Source organism: Hymenobacter aerilatus, assembly GCF_022921095.1.
GTDB classification, from domain to species: Bacteria; Bacteroidota; Bacteroidia; order Cytophagales; family Hymenobacteraceae; genus Hymenobacter; species Hymenobacter aerilatus.
This window is the reverse complement of sequence record NZ_CP095053.1, coordinates 720,467-733,254: the sequence shown is the minus strand read 5'-3', so window position 1 is coordinate 733,254 and position 12,788 is coordinate 720,467. Positions and strand designations below refer to the sequence as shown.

Annotated in this window: 11 protein-coding genes; 1 reads left to right on the top strand and 10 read right to left on the bottom strand. The window is 58.0% G+C overall.

The features are described from left to right. Positions 1–50: 50 nt before the first annotated feature. The 7 genes from ilvN to MUN82_RS03040 all read right to left on the bottom strand — a co-directional run bounded on the left by ilvN (position 51) and on the right by MUN82_RS03040 (position 8,351). The gene (gene ilvN, locus MUN82_RS03070; protein WP_245094898.1) at positions 51–641 is read right to left on the bottom strand and encodes an acetolactate synthase small subunit; all 591 of its coding nucleotides are present in this window, start codon (positions 639–641) and stop codon (positions 51–53) included. A gap of 80 nt (positions 642–721) precedes the next feature. After that, positions 722–2,458: a biosynthetic-type acetolactate synthase large subunit gene (ilvB, locus tag MUN82_RS03065; protein WP_245094896.1), complete on the bottom strand. Its 1,737-nt coding sequence runs from the start codon at positions 2,456–2,458 to the stop codon at positions 722–724. A 101-nt stretch (positions 2,459–2,559) separates the two neighbouring features. Then, complete coding sequence (gene ilvD / locus MUN82_RS03060; protein WP_245094894.1) at positions 2,560–4,314, bottom strand: dihydroxy-acid dehydratase; 1,755 nt, start codon at positions 4,312–4,314, stop codon at positions 2,560–2,562. A gap of 50 nt (positions 4,315–4,364) precedes the next feature. Further along, positions 4,365–5,276: a branched-chain amino acid transaminase gene (locus MUN82_RS03055; RefSeq protein ID WP_245094892.1), complete on the bottom strand. Its 912-nt coding sequence runs from the start codon at positions 5,274–5,276 to the stop codon at positions 4,365–4,367. Between the two features lie 404 nt (positions 5,277–5,680). Then, positions 5,681–7,219: a glycosyltransferase family 39 protein gene (locus MUN82_RS03050; protein WP_245094890.1), complete on the bottom strand. Its 1,539-nt coding sequence runs from the start codon at positions 7,217–7,219 to the stop codon at positions 5,681–5,683. A 151-nt stretch (positions 7,220–7,370) separates the two neighbouring features. After that, positions 7,371–8,057 (bottom strand): hypothetical protein, encoded by a 687-nt coding sequence (locus MUN82_RS03045; protein ID WP_245094888.1) that lies wholly within the window; start codon positions 8,055–8,057, stop codon positions 7,371–7,373. 51 nt (positions 8,058–8,108) lie between these two features. After that, positions 8,109–8,351 (bottom strand): hypothetical protein, encoded by a 243-nt coding sequence (locus tag MUN82_RS03040; protein WP_245094886.1) that lies wholly within the window; start codon positions 8,349–8,351, stop codon positions 8,109–8,111. 186 nt (positions 8,352–8,537) lie between these two features. Here MUN82_RS03040 and MUN82_RS03035 point away from each other — a divergent pair, with 186 nt between their 5' ends. After that, positions 8,538–9,896 carry a YfcC family protein gene (locus tag MUN82_RS03035; RefSeq protein ID WP_245094884.1) on the top strand — a complete coding sequence of 453 codons (1,359 nt, stop codon included), beginning with the start codon at positions 8,538–8,540 and terminating at the stop codon, positions 9,894–9,896. A 74-nt stretch (positions 9,897–9,970) separates the two neighbouring features. Here MUN82_RS03035 and MUN82_RS03030 read toward each other — a convergent pair whose 3' ends face one another. From MUN82_RS03030 to MUN82_RS03020, 3 genes are all read right to left on the bottom strand, one after another. Then, a complete protein-coding gene (locus tag MUN82_RS03030; RefSeq protein ID WP_245094882.1) occupies positions 9,971–10,834 on the bottom strand; it encodes an SDR family oxidoreductase in 864 nt (287 codons plus the stop codon). A 184-nt stretch (positions 10,835–11,018) separates the two neighbouring features. Then, the gene (locus MUN82_RS03025; protein ID WP_245094880.1) at positions 11,019–12,113 is read right to left on the bottom strand and encodes a PAS domain-containing sensor histidine kinase; all 1,095 of its coding nucleotides are present in this window, start codon (positions 12,111–12,113) and stop codon (positions 11,019–11,021) included. Positions 12,114–12,348: 235 nt separating this feature from the next. Then, positions 12,349–12,750, bottom strand: coding sequence for a DUF6960 family protein (locus tag MUN82_RS03020; protein WP_245094878.1), 402 nt, complete (start codon positions 12,748–12,750; stop codon positions 12,349–12,351). Between the last annotated feature and the right edge of the window lie 38 nt (positions 12,751–12,788).

Genomic DNA, 12,788 nt, shown 5'->3' with positions numbered 1-12,788 from the left:
TTGAATGTTGAGTGTTGATGTATGGGGTAGAAACACAACATGGTGTGTCTCTACATCGTGAAGACCTTTTCCCGGCTGTTCAGGTATTCGTTTTCGACTACCTCCGAGCCCGGCTCGCGCTGCTCAAACTCGCGCAGCTTCTTATTGAATCCTTCGCTGTCTTTGATGATGGCAATGCGGGCTGAACGCACAAATTCAATCAGGCCGTAGGGCTGCAAAACCTTGATGAGGTTATCGGTCTCTTCGCGGTGGCCGGTGGTTTCAAACACCGTGTAATCCTTGCGAATCACCACGGCGCGGGCGCCGTTTTCGCGCAGCAGACGCTCTACCAGGGCCTTTTCGGCAATAACGTCGGTAGGCACTTTGTACAGGGCCATTTCCTGCCAAATCACGTCCTCGTTGGTGTTGTAGTACACCTTCAGTACCTCCACCTGCTTTTCGATCTGCCCCGCAATCTTGCGCACCACCTCCTCCGTTTCCACAATCACGATGTTGAAGCGGTGGATGCCGTCAATCTCCGAAGGCGAGGTATTTAGGCTCTCGATGTTGATTTTACGACGCGAGAAGATGATAGCAATGCGGTTGAGCAAGCCAATCTGGTTTTCGGTGTAGGCCGTGATGTTGTATTCCTGGCGCTCCATGCGGTGAGTTATTATGCGTCTGATTCTTTCCTGTCCATAACCCTGACAGGGCTTGAAGCCCTTGTAAGGGTTGCCGGCAGTTATTTTAACCGGATTTCCGCCACGCTGCAGCCCTGTGGCACCATCGGGAAAATGTTGTTCTCTTTCGTAACCATCACCTCCAGCAGATAGGAGCCGTCGTGCTCCAGCATGGTGCGCAGGGCGTTGCGCAGGTTTGCGCGCTCCGAAACGCGCTGACCTTCAATGTAGTACCCCTTGGCTACCTGCACGTAGTCAGGGCTAGCAATATCCACGAAGGAGTAGCGACGGTCGTTGAACAGCTCCTGCCACTGCCGTACCATACCCAGAAACTGGTTGTTGAGAATCAGGATCTTGACGTTGACGCCGGTTTGCATAATCGTACCCAGTTCCTGAATCGTCATCTGCACGCCGCCGTCGCCAATCACAGCCACCACCGTGCGGTCGGGAGCCCCAAACTTGGCCCCTATGGCAGCGGGTAAGGAGAAGCCCATAGTGCCCAGGCCGCCCGAGGTGATGTTGCTGCGGCTCTGGTTGAACTTGGTGTAGCGGCAGGCCACCATCTGGTGCTGGCCCACGTCGGTTACTATAATGGCGTCGCCGTTGGTCAGCTCGTTCAACTGCTGAATTACCTCGCCCATCGTCAGCTCCTCGGAGGTAGGGAACAGCTCGTTCTGAATAACAGCCGCCACCTCCTGGTCCCGGAACTCATCGAAGTGCTGGCGCCAGGCCGTGTGCTGCTTCTCTTCTATCAGGGCCGTGAGCAAGGGTAGGGTTTCCTTACAGTCGCCCCACACCGGCACGGCCGTGGGCACGTTTTTGCCAATTTCTGTGGGGTCGATGTCGAGGTGGATGATCTGGGCCTGCTTGGCATACTTGTCGAGGCGACCGGTCACGCGGTCATCGAAGCGCATCCCAATGGCAATCAGCACGTCGCACTCGTTGGTGAGGACGTTGGGGCCGTAGTTGCCGTGCATGCCCAGCATGCCCACGTTCAGCGGGTGGTCGGTGGGTAGGGCGTCTACACCCAGGATGGTCCAGGCGGCCGGAATGCCGCTTTTCTCCACAAACGTTTTGAATTCCTGCTCGGCCCCGCCCAGCATCACGCCCTGCCCCCAAATGATAAAGGGCTTTTTGGCCTGATTAATCAGCGCGGCCGCTTGCTCCACGTATTCGTTGCGCACGATGGGCTTGGGCCGGTAGCTGCGAATGTGCTGGCACGGCGTATAGCCTGTAAAATCGAACCGTTGAATCTGGGCGTTCTTGGTAATATCGATGAGCACCGGGCCGGGCCGGCCGCTGCGGGCAATGTAGAACGCCTTAGCCAGCACCTCCGGAATTTCGGTGGCGTCCGTTATCTGGTAGTTCCACTTCGTAACGGGCGTCGTGATATTGATGATATCGGTTTCCTGAAACGCATCAGTCCCCAACAAGCTGGCAAACACCTGCCCCGTGATGCACACCAACGGCGTGCTATCAATCTGGGCGTCAGCCAATCCTGTTACCAAATTAGTAGCACCAGGGCCGCTAGTGGCAAACACCACCCCTACCCTACCCGACGACCGCGCGTAGCCCTGGGCCGCATGGATGCCGCCCTGTTCGTGGCGCACCAGCACGTGGTGCAGCTGCTCCTTAAAGTCGTAAAGCGCGTCGTAAATAGGGATGATAGCGCCGCCGGGGTAGCCGAAAATCGTGTCCACGCCCTCGGCTATCAAGGCTTGCAGCGTGGCTACCGCGCCAGAGGTAGGCGTGGTTTCGGGGGCGATGGTAGCGGGAGCGGTTGCGGGTTGGGTTTGCATAGTCGTATCGTTCTGGCGGGCACCTCACCCCTTGGCCCCCTCTCCTCGTGGAGGGGAAGCCGAGGCGGCATGGATAGACATTACTTACAGAGTAATTGCAATCAGGCGTTGGAAGTCGTTAGGTTCCCCCTTTCCTGAACAGAGGGGGCCGGGGGATAAGGTGCTCCCGTCTGGTCTTCTTCGAATAAATCGGTGATACAGCCGTGGCTGGCGTCGCTCACGGTGCGGATGTACTTCAGTAGCACCCCCTGGCGTACGGGCAGCGGAGGGCGCTGCCAGGCGGCGCGGCGTTGGGCCAGATCTTCGTCGGAAAGCTGCACGTTGATGGTGTTTTTGGTGGCATCGAGGACGATCCAGTCGCCGTCTTGCACCAGGGCCAGGCCGCCGCCGTCGTAGGCTTCGGGGCACACGTGACCGATGACGAAGCCGTGCGTGCCACCCGAGAAGCGGCCGTCCGTAATCAGCGCCACTTTGTCGCCCAAGCCGGCGCCCATGATGGCGGAGGTAGGCTTCAGCATTTCCGGCATGCCGGGGCCGCCTTTCGGCCCTACATAGCGAATCACGACCACCTGACCAGCTTTGATTTTGTGTTCGGTGATGCCCTGGTTCAGTTCTTCTTCCGAGTTGAACACAATGGCCGGACCTTCAAACCGCAGCCCTTCTTTACCACTGATTTTGGCCACGCTACCCTTGGTAGCCAGGTTGCCATACAGCATCTGGATATGGCCGTCGGCTTTGATGGGGTTGCTGAGCGGACGCAACAGGTCTTGCTCGGCGCCGAGGGGCTGCACATCAGCCAGGTTTTCGGCTAGGGTGCGGCCGGTCACGGTCATCAGGTCGCCGTTGAGTAGGCCGTGGTCGAGCAGGGTGCGCTGCACGGCGGGCACCCCTCCGATTTTCGATAGGTCTTCCATCAGGTACTTGCCGCTGGGCTTGAGGTCGGCCAGCACCGGTACGCGGTTGCTCACGGCCTGGAAGTCCTCCATGGTAAGGTGCACGCCCGCGGCGTGAGCAATGGCAATGAGGTGCAGCACAGCGTTAGTGGAGCCGCCCAGCACCGTCACCACCACCAGCGCATTCTCAAACGCTTCGCGCGTCAGAATGTCGCGGGGTTTGAGGTCTAGCTCCAACAGGCGGCGCAGGTAGGCGCCCGTGTCGAGGCACTCCTGGGTTTTGGCCGCGCTATCGGCGGGTAGGGACGATGATGCCGGAACCGACATGCCCAGCGTTTCGATGGCCGCCGCCATAGTATTAGCTGTGTACATACCGCCGCACGCACCGGGACCGGGGCAGGCGTTGTGGATAATGCCGCGGTAGTCCTCGTCCGAAATCTGTCCGTTTACCTTCTTGCCATACGCCTCGAAGCACGACACAATGTTGAGCTGCTGCCCCTTGAACTCGCCGCCCCGGATAGTACCACCGTACACCATCAGCGAGGGCCGGTTAAGCCGCGCCATGGCAATCAGCGCGCCGGGCATGTTCTTGTCGCAACCTACCACTGTTGCCAGCGCATCATAGTAGTGTGCGCCCGCCATCGCTTCAATCGAATCGGCAATAATCTCTCTGGAAACCAGAGAAAAGCGCATACCAGCGTTGCCGTTCGTGATGCCGTCGCTTACCCCAATAGTGTTGAAGCGCAACCCTACCAGCCCTTGCGCCGCTACGCCACGCTTCACCTCGTCGGCCAGGCCGTTGAGGTGCATGTTGCAGGTATTGCCTTCGAAACCCGTGGAGCAAATGCCCACAAACGGTTTGCGCAAATCCGCATCCGAGAGGCCCGAGCCGATGAGCATGGCCTGGGAGGCCGGCAAGCTGTCGTCTTGAGTGTAGATGCGGCTGTATTTATTGAGAATCATGCGGTTGTGTAGGGGCGCTGCATGCGTCCTTTTGTCGTTGGTAGAATGTATTAGGCAGAGCGTTCGGCAACTGGGTGTGTAGTACGCGCCCCTACCTTCTCGCGCACCAGAGCTGCATAGGCAGCGGCCAGCTTGGCGCCAATTGTTTCCTCGTAAGGCGTTTCGAACACGTGGTCGTCGATGGAAGCCACGCCCACTACCTCGGCGGCGGTGCCGGTGAGGAAGGCGCCAGTAGCGTGATGCAGGGTTTCGGGTGTGAAGAACTCCTCGAACACCGGAATACCCATGTCGCGCGCCAACCCGATGATGGTGTTGCGGGTGATGCCTTGCAGGATGTTGCCGGCCGGGGCAGTGTAAAGGGCGCCGTCCCACTCATAGAAAAAGTTGGAGCCGGGCCCCTCGGCCACGTAGCCGTTCATATCGAGCAGCAGAGCTTCGTCGTAGCCGCGGCTCTTGGCTTCGTGGCTGGCAATGATGGAGTTGGCATAGTGCCCGCTCACCTTGGCCTCAATGGGCACGGCCTTGGGGTTGGGCCGCTCATAGGGCGAGATGGTGAGGCGCATCAGCTGGTCGCCGAGGTACTTGTCCCACTCCCAAGCCGCTAAAAACAGGCTGCTGGTAGCAGGCGTTTTGATGCCCATGCTAGGCTCGGCGGCGTACACCAGCGGCCGGATGTAGGCGTTGGTGAGGTTGTTTTTTTCGAGCAGTTCGTAGGTAAGGGCTGTCAGCTCCTCTACCGAGTAGGCCAGCGGCATGTGAATAGCGCGGCAGGAATACTGCAGGCGCTCGTAGTGCTCTTTGGCCTTGAAAACACGTGGCCCGTTGGCCGTTTGGTAGGCCCGAATGCCCTCAAATACGGCGTGGCCGTAGTGCAGGCTCGGCACATAAAGACTGCACTGCGCCTGCGTGGCCGGGATAAACTGGCCATCCAGAAAAACAACGGTGTCGGCGGTGAAGTACATAGGTAGGTGTCAGGTAAGAAAGCTCGTCAACAAAAAGCCCTTCTGAGCGGGGCTTAGAAAGGCTTCTTATGCGCAGCAATAAGTAGCGGTTCCTAGTAGCCCCACAGGCTGTGAATAATGACCAGGACAACGCGCATAACAAGGGCAGATGATGAGAATGGTGAAAGCGTTGGAGCAAAGCCAGCAGGCTAGTTGCCGTCCTTCATTATACCAAAACTAGCAGACCTCCCTGCCACCCAAAAAGCAGAACGGGTAGAGCGCTACTATTTCTAAATCAGAGAATAAAAAAGCTATTCATTTGACTTTCAATCAATAACAAATAAGTAAAATACAATGTCTAAAGGCTAAAACAAGTTTGCTTTTTTATCAAAAACCACCTGCTACCCGCACCGTTGGCTACTTCCTTATTTGACCGTAGCACCTTCCCAGACTTCGAGTGCCGCTTGATGCTCCTGCCTCACCCGCGTCAGCAAGACTGGGGTAGGGTCAGCACCTACCATAATAGCGGTACCCTGCTCGCGGGCATATGGATTCTGCACGGCCGCCACGCGCTGGTAACTGGTGAAATACGCCGTCAGGTCGTCGGGCTCGTCGTCGATATTGATGATGTATTGATAGCCCTGCAACTGCTGCGGAAACCAAAACAGGTAGCTGCCATTGAAGCTCTGCGCCGGCGGCATGTTGCGGTGCCGGTTGTAGTAATTGATAGCGCCGGCCTGGCCATAGTTGCTGCATTTGATGAGCGTGCGGGCGCGCGTAGCGGCGGGCAAGGCTTGGTAGGCTTGCCAGGTTTTATCGGCTAGCTCGCGCCAGCCCAGCATATCGGCGTAGTCTTGGGGTAGGGCGTGCTGGCGGCCGTCTTCCCAGCGCGTCACGCCCAGGCCGCTGTACCGGGCACTGATGGCCTGCATTGGAGCAGGCGCGTAGAGTGGATACAGCAGTGGCAGTACGGGCAGCGTAATTAGCACCGGTAGTGCCACCAGCACCGGCTGCACGTAACGGTGGTAGCGAAACCGCGCCAGCCACCGCGCCCACAGCACCGCCCCGAAGCCGAACAGCACCGGGTAGTAGCCCAGTGCGTAGTAGCCCTTGCCGTGTAGCACCGTGAGCAGTAGCAAGCCCAACACACTGGTGAGCCCCACAGCGCGGTAGGGCCGAAACGGCGGGTACAGCAGCAGCGCCAGCAGCCCCGGCACCCACACCCACAAGGCGGGCAGGCACATCACCAACTGCTCTTTCCAGAAATCGGCGGCCGACATGTGCACCAGTTGGGTGTCGTGCAGCTCGCGCATGTGATGCAGAAATGGAATGCCGTGGCGTAGCTGCCAGAGCAGATTGGGCAGCCACAACAGCAGTGCTACCCCGGCTGCCGCCCACGCGTGCCGGTTAAGAAGCAGGCGGCGTTGTGGCGTGAGGAGCAACGCGCCCACCAGCGCCGCTACAAAGAAGAACGTGGTGTACTTGTTCAGCAAGCTCAGCCCTACCCCTACCCCCACGTAGTACAAATACTGTGAGCGCTCGGGTTGCCAATACACCACCAGCCAGTAGAGGCAGGCCGTAAATGCCACCACCTCAAACGAGTTGGGCTGAAACAGGAAGTTCAGGCGGGTGTAGGCTGTGGCCAGGTAGCAACTGCCGGCCAGTGCCGCCGCAAACCAGCCGCCCCCGAGCCGCTGCGCCAGCCGGCACACCAGGTACACCGTGAGGGCGCCCCATAGAAAGGGCCAGAACTTCACCCAGAAATAGCCACCGCCTAGCGCGTGCGTCAGCCAGGCCTGGGCCGCTAGCAAGGGCGGCACCTCCAAGTAGCCCCAAGCCAGGTGGCGGCCGTGGTCGAGGTAGAGGTACTCGTCGCGGTGCAAGTCGTAGGCGGGGCTGCCCAGCAGAAAACCCGCTGCAAATTTCAGTAGCGCAAACAGCAGCGGAACAAAGCGTTTTGGCATAGTAGCGGCTGATGTAGGCCGGTTGAGATGCCGCTGGCATCAGAGCCGGAAGATAACGCAAAAACGCCCTCCAGACCTGCGCGGCAGAGGGCGTTTGCTATAATTGTTCTAGCCAGCGGAGTGATGCAGAAACCAGTCCGGTCCCAGGTGCCTAAGCGGCGGTGTGTTGCTCGCGCCCCTTTAGGCCAGCCAGCTTCGACATGTCGGTGTAGTAGCGGGCCAGGGCGCCGTAGTACTCCGCTTCGTCTACGTAGATGCGGCCGGGTGCTACCTCCTGGTAAGATGGTACTATTCCGAACTCACCCTGAATCAGAATTTGCCCTTCAGCATCTTTGCGGGTGATACGGCGGAATGCCTCTGGATCCAGTTGCAGCAGGGCCGCCAGCACCCGGTCGTCGAGCAGGTAGCGCACTTTACCGAGGGCATCGGTGATGTAGCGGCCGGTGTGGTGGGCTAGTTCGGGCACGGTTTCGGGCATGGCCACGCGCTGAAAACCTTCTACGGTACGCTCATGGCCGAATAGTTGAACCGGCTGTTCTCCCTCCAGGCTCACGTCCCGATATGAACCAAATGGCACCGGTACGGCGTGCACAATCAGGGGCGTATCGTAGATATTGGGGGCGTCCAGAGCGTAATCGGCGTAGCCCAAACGCAGGTAGTACGCCTCGTTGAGCAGGGCGCTGTTGAGCACCGCCAGCTCGTTTTGCATCTGCTCCAGCCGACGCTCGATAACGCTCTTTCTGGCTACTATATCCAGTAATTCGTTGCGAATGGACAGAATATCCTCGCGCACCTGCTTTCGCGTTTTCCAGTATTCTGCTTCGTTGATAGTCGACATAGCACCCTTTCGTTTTCCTTATGAGCAAAGCTACCTAAGTTGTTCCGGATTTTATATGCTCGGCAGTATGATTTTTTCCAGATAATGGAAAAGACAGTCCTGATTCTGGAAAATGTGAATAAACAGGACCCGTTCTTCTCCCTGCACCCGCCACATTTCCGCATAAAAATCGTGGCAGGCAAATAGTTGCAGCTCAAAGCTATCCTGCTGCTGCATAGCCAAAAAGCGACCATGCTGCAGCAGGTAGGCAGTTTGTTGAGGAAGGGGCAGGAGCTTGAAAGCGGTAAATTGCATAAGCAGGACGATGACAGCAGCAACTACGGTACTACCACGGCAGGTTCCCACTCAACGCCGGGTGCCGACCTTGCTGTATGTCCTCTGTAAAGCGGCGAAGTTGATTTCCTGTAAAGAAACAGCTTTTTGCCCCGACGCTTATCAGTTGATTTTCTGTTATTTACTTCATCCTTGTTGCCATCAGGCATGAAAAAAAACCTCCGTTTTCCGCATCCGTTGGTGCTGCTGCTTGGCTTTATTTTATTGGCTCTGCTACTAAGCTACCTACTGCCGGCCGGTGTATTCGACCGGCTGCCCGACCCCGCTACGGGTAGGGAGGTAGTGGTGCCGGGCTCCTACCACCACGTGCCGTCTACGCCGGTCAATCCGCTGGCCGCAATTGTGGACATTCCGAAGGGAATGGCCGACGCAGCCAGCGTAATTTTCTTTGTGTTCCTGACGGGCGGCGCCTTCACAGTAGTGGACCAGACGGGCGCGCTGCGCCATGGGGTAGACTGGCTTTTGGTGCGGCTGCGCGGACGCGAGGCGCTGGTTATTCCCATCGTGTCGCTGCTGTTCGCGACTATGGGCGCCCTCGAGAATATGCAGGAGGAAATCATTCCGCTGGTGCCGGTTTTGCTGGTGCTGATGCGCCGCCTGGGCTACCCCTCCATCACGGCCGCAGCCGTCAGTCTGGGCGCCGCCGCCGTGGGGGCCGCGTTCAGCCCGCTTAATCCATTTCAGGTGGGTATTGCGCAAAAGCTGGCGCAACTGCCGCTGCTATCTGGGGCCGGATTTCGGCTGGTGTTTCTGGCCGGTGCACTGCTGATTTGGATTGGCGGCACCATGCGCTTTGCCCGGCGCCACCGCCAGGAACCCGTGGTGGAGGTGGCCGCCGAAGAAGCCGCATTGACCGAAACCAGCCACGGCCGGCACGGCTTGGTGCTGGCGCTGCTGCTGGGTGCGTTTGGCGTTTTCACCTACGGTGTGCTGCGGTTGGGCTGGGAGTTTGAGCAAATGGGCGCTTTGTTTTTTGGGCTGGGGGTAGCCGCTGGTCTGCTAGGCGGGCTGGGCCTCAATGGCACCGCCGAGGCCTTCATTGCAGGCTTCCGCGACCTAGCTTTCTCAGCGCTGCTGATTGGGTTTGCGCGGGCCATTTTTGTGGTGTTGGAGCAAGGACAGGTGGTGGATACCATCGTCAACAGCCTCTCGGCGCCGCTGGCGCACCTGCCGGTTACGCTTTCGGCCGTGGGCATGATGGTCGTGCACACGGCCCTGCACCTACCGGTGCCCTCGGTGAGCGGGCAGGCGGTACTTACCATGCCCATCCTCACGCCCCTTTCCGATTTGCTGGGCCTACCCCGGCAGGTAACGGTGCTGGCCTACCAATACGGCGCCGGCCTGTGCGAGCTGATTACGCCCACCAATGGCGCTCTGATGGCCATAGTGGCCGCCTGTGGGGTGCGCTTTGATACATGGTGGCGCTTTGCCCTACCCCTCTACCTCCTGCTGCTGGCGCTGGGCGTGGTGGCCGTGGTGGTGGGCATTGCCGTGGGACTGGGCTAAAAACAATCGGGTGCAGTCTGGTAGCACACGGCTCCTGACTGCACCCAATTATCGTTAGATACAACGACTACTGCTTAGGTATTTAACACTGAGCCTCCATTGGGATGGATGGCCTGCCCCGTGATATACGAGGAGTCTTCCGAGGCCAGGAATACGTAGGCTGGAGCTACTTCCGAAGGCTGTCCAGGGCGCTTCATAGTAGTGTCCTGCCCAAACTTGGCCACTTTATCGGGTGGGAAACTGGCTGGAATCAGTGGAGTCCAGATGGGGCCGGGCGCTACGGTGTTGGCGCGTATTTTCTTATCGGCCAGTTGCTGCGAAATGGAGCGAATGTAGGCTGTAATGGCACCTTTAGTGGAGGTGTAATCCACTAGTTGCTCATTGCCTTTATAGGCGTTTATCGAGGAAGTAGCAATAATGGAGTCGCCTTCGTGCAGGTGCGGCAAGGCGGCTTTCACCACGTATACCATCGGGAAGAAATTCACCTTGAAGGTGTCCTCGAATTGCTCGTTGGGCAGTTCCGATACATCTGTACTCACAAACTGCTCGGCGGCGTTGCTGATCACAATGTTCAGCTTGCCCAGCTCATCGATGGTGCGCTGCACAATGTCTTCGCAGAATTGCTTGTCGCGCAGGTCGCCGGCCAGTGTGAGGCAGCGGCGGCCTTCGGCTTCTACCAGCTGGCGCGTGTCGTAGGCATCCTGCTCTTCTTCGGGCTTATAGGTGATGGCCACGTCGGCGCCTTCGCGGGCAAAATGGATGGCCACAGCCCGGCCAATACCGGAGTCGCCCCCCGTAATCAGGGCTACTTTATCTTGTAGTTTTTCGCTGCCTTTGTAGTTAGCACGGATGTATTCCGGCTGCGGAGTCATTTCGGTTTCCAGGCCGGGCTGTTGGTCCTGGGCCTGCGGGGGTAGGGAGGTTGGTTTGTTTTCCATCAGGGTTTGGTTGGGAAGGTCAACGGCCGTAGTGTAGGCCGTAATCAACCTCAAAAACGGCTTCCCAAGCCTCCGAGTTGCTAGTGCGCAGCTTACCTACCTGCGCACTCCGTCCTCATAAACCACCCAGATTTTGACTGTTGCTCCACAGTAGGAACACCTAAAAATAGTACCGACCACAACGTTAAAAATCAGACGCGGGAAGCGTGATGTAGAACGTGGTGCCCTGGTTTTCGGCGCTTTCCAACCAGATTTGGCCGCGGTGCAGCTCTACAATCGTTTTAATGATAGACATGCCCAGGCCCGTGGTTTTCTCGCCCCGCAACCCCTGCCGGCGCGCCTTAGTAAAGCGCTCAAACAGCACTGGCTGTAATTCCGGCGCAATGCCAATGCCGTCGTCCTGCACCGTTAGGAGTACCTGGCCCTGCTGCTGCTCTACACGTACGGTGATATGACCACCATCGTGCGTAAACTTAATGGCATTGCTGATCAGATTGTTCAGCACTTGCAGAAACTTATTTTCGTCGAGGTTGACGTAGATGGGGGCCGAAGCGGGCAGGAAGATAAACTGCTTGTTGAGCTGTGCCTCCGAGCGCTGATATTCTTCCATTGTCAGGTTCAAACGCCACACCAAGTCTACCCGGTCCAGCTTCAAATCCACATTGGCAGAAGTCATAAACTCGTTATCCACGAAGTCGCGGATAAGGTTCACGCTGTCTTGGCTGATCGTCTGCATAATGCCCAGCGCCTCCGTGAGTTTGGCGTCGCCCAGGGGTAGCACCTGTGCTTGCATCGCTTCGCTGATTTGCTGTGCCAGCGCCAAAGGCCCCGCCAAATCATGCGAAAGAATTTCCAGTGTGGCGTTTTTCTTGGCGTTGAACTTGTGCGCGTTTTCCAAGATATCCTGCTCCGTCGTAACATCTCGCAGGAAGCCGCCAAGCAGTATTCCATCCTCCGCATGTTGTTGGCTATGCGGGTTCAGGACCAGCATCTGCCACTGATCAGGCGCGTCAGCGCGGCGCACGCGAAATTGCAGTTCGTCGTGCAAATGTCCGCGCACCCACAGGTTCCAGCACCGAGCTAGATAGGGTTGGTCGTCGGGGTGCAGCCGACTCAGTAGCTCCGGCAGTTGCTCGGTGGCTTGTGCGGGTGCTACCCCTAGTAGCTGCTCACAGGCGGGGGTAGCGTATACCACCTGTCTGGTATTCACCTGATAGATGAAGAAGATGTGCGGCATCTCCTCCACCATAGTCTGTAGAAAAGCCGACGGATTTATCATACTCATGCTCTGTAATAGAGGCAGCGCTGATTACGTCTATGAGGAGCTGCCGTGCTTATCTACTACGGTCGCGTTTATGAAGTTGCACCGCCGCCGCGACCGGCTCCTTTATCACGGGTGGTAATCATCCTCTTGTGCAGGCGTAAGTGACAAGAGCATACAGCGCAAGCGTTTTTAGAAAGCGTGTAAGGCAGCAAACGTCTTCTGCGAAAGAGCCGGAGGAAAAGCAAGATGCCTACACCAACCGCAACTCGTCGGCCTCAAACACCTGCCGCACTTTGCGCTTGCGCTCCACCAGCTGGTAGGTAGCGCGGTCGGTAGCTTCGTCCCAAAACACGTCGGAGATAAGGCCGCGGTGGGCGGCACGGCCGGCGGGCGGATTCACTTCCTCCACCAAATCACCGAAACTGAAGGCGGGGCGGCCGTACAGCTCTTTGAACAGCTCGGGGCTGACTTTGAATTGCTGTTCGTCGTAGCGCAGCAGCAGCCACTCGTCGGTTTCGTCGATTTTTTCGAACAGCTTGCCCACCGGTTCCAGCCACTCAAAGGTGCGGCGGTTGGCGGGATGAATGTAGCGGTAGCCGTAGGCGGGCGTCCAGCCATAGAGGCCGTATACCACGGGTTTGAGTCGGGGCACTGGAAAGCGGATTGTGAAACGAGCCGCGAAGATACGCG

Bases quoted from the DNA above. Each gene is read 5' to 3' on its own strand.
- MUN82_RS03035 (WP_245094884.1), top strand. From the start codon at position 8,538: ATGAAAAAAAACCTCCGTTTTCCGCATCCGTTGGTGCTGCTGCTTGGC.
- MUN82_RS03025 (WP_245094880.1), bottom strand. From the start codon at position 12,113: ATGATAAATCCGTCGGCTTTTCTACAGACTATGGTGGAGGAGATGCCG.
- ilvB (WP_245094896.1), bottom strand. From the start codon at position 2,458: ATGCAAACCCAACCCGCAACCGCTCCCGCTACCATCGCCCCCGAAACC.
- MUN82_RS03050 (WP_245094890.1), bottom strand. From the start codon at position 7,219: ATGCCAAAACGCTTTGTTCCGCTGCTGTTTGCGCTACTGAAATTTGCA.
- ilvN (WP_245094898.1), bottom strand. From the start codon at position 641: ATGGAGCGCCAGGAATACAACATCACGGCCTACACCGAAAACCAGATT.
- MUN82_RS03045 (WP_245094888.1), bottom strand. From the start codon at position 8,057: ATGTCGACTATCAACGAAGCAGAATACTGGAAAACGCGAAAGCAGGTG.
- MUN82_RS03030 (WP_245094882.1), bottom strand. From the start codon at position 10,834: ATGGAAAACAAACCAACCTCCCTACCCCCGCAGGCCCAGGACCAACAG.
- MUN82_RS03040 (WP_245094886.1), bottom strand. From the start codon at position 8,351: ATGCAATTTACCGCTTTCAAGCTCCTGCCCCTTCCTCAACAAACTGCC.
- ilvD (WP_245094894.1), bottom strand. From the start codon at position 4,314: ATGATTCTCAATAAATACAGCCGCATCTACACTCAAGACGACAGCTTG.
- MUN82_RS03055 (WP_245094892.1), bottom strand. From the start codon at position 5,276: ATGTACTTCACCGCCGACACCGTTGTTTTTCTGGATGGCCAGTTTATC.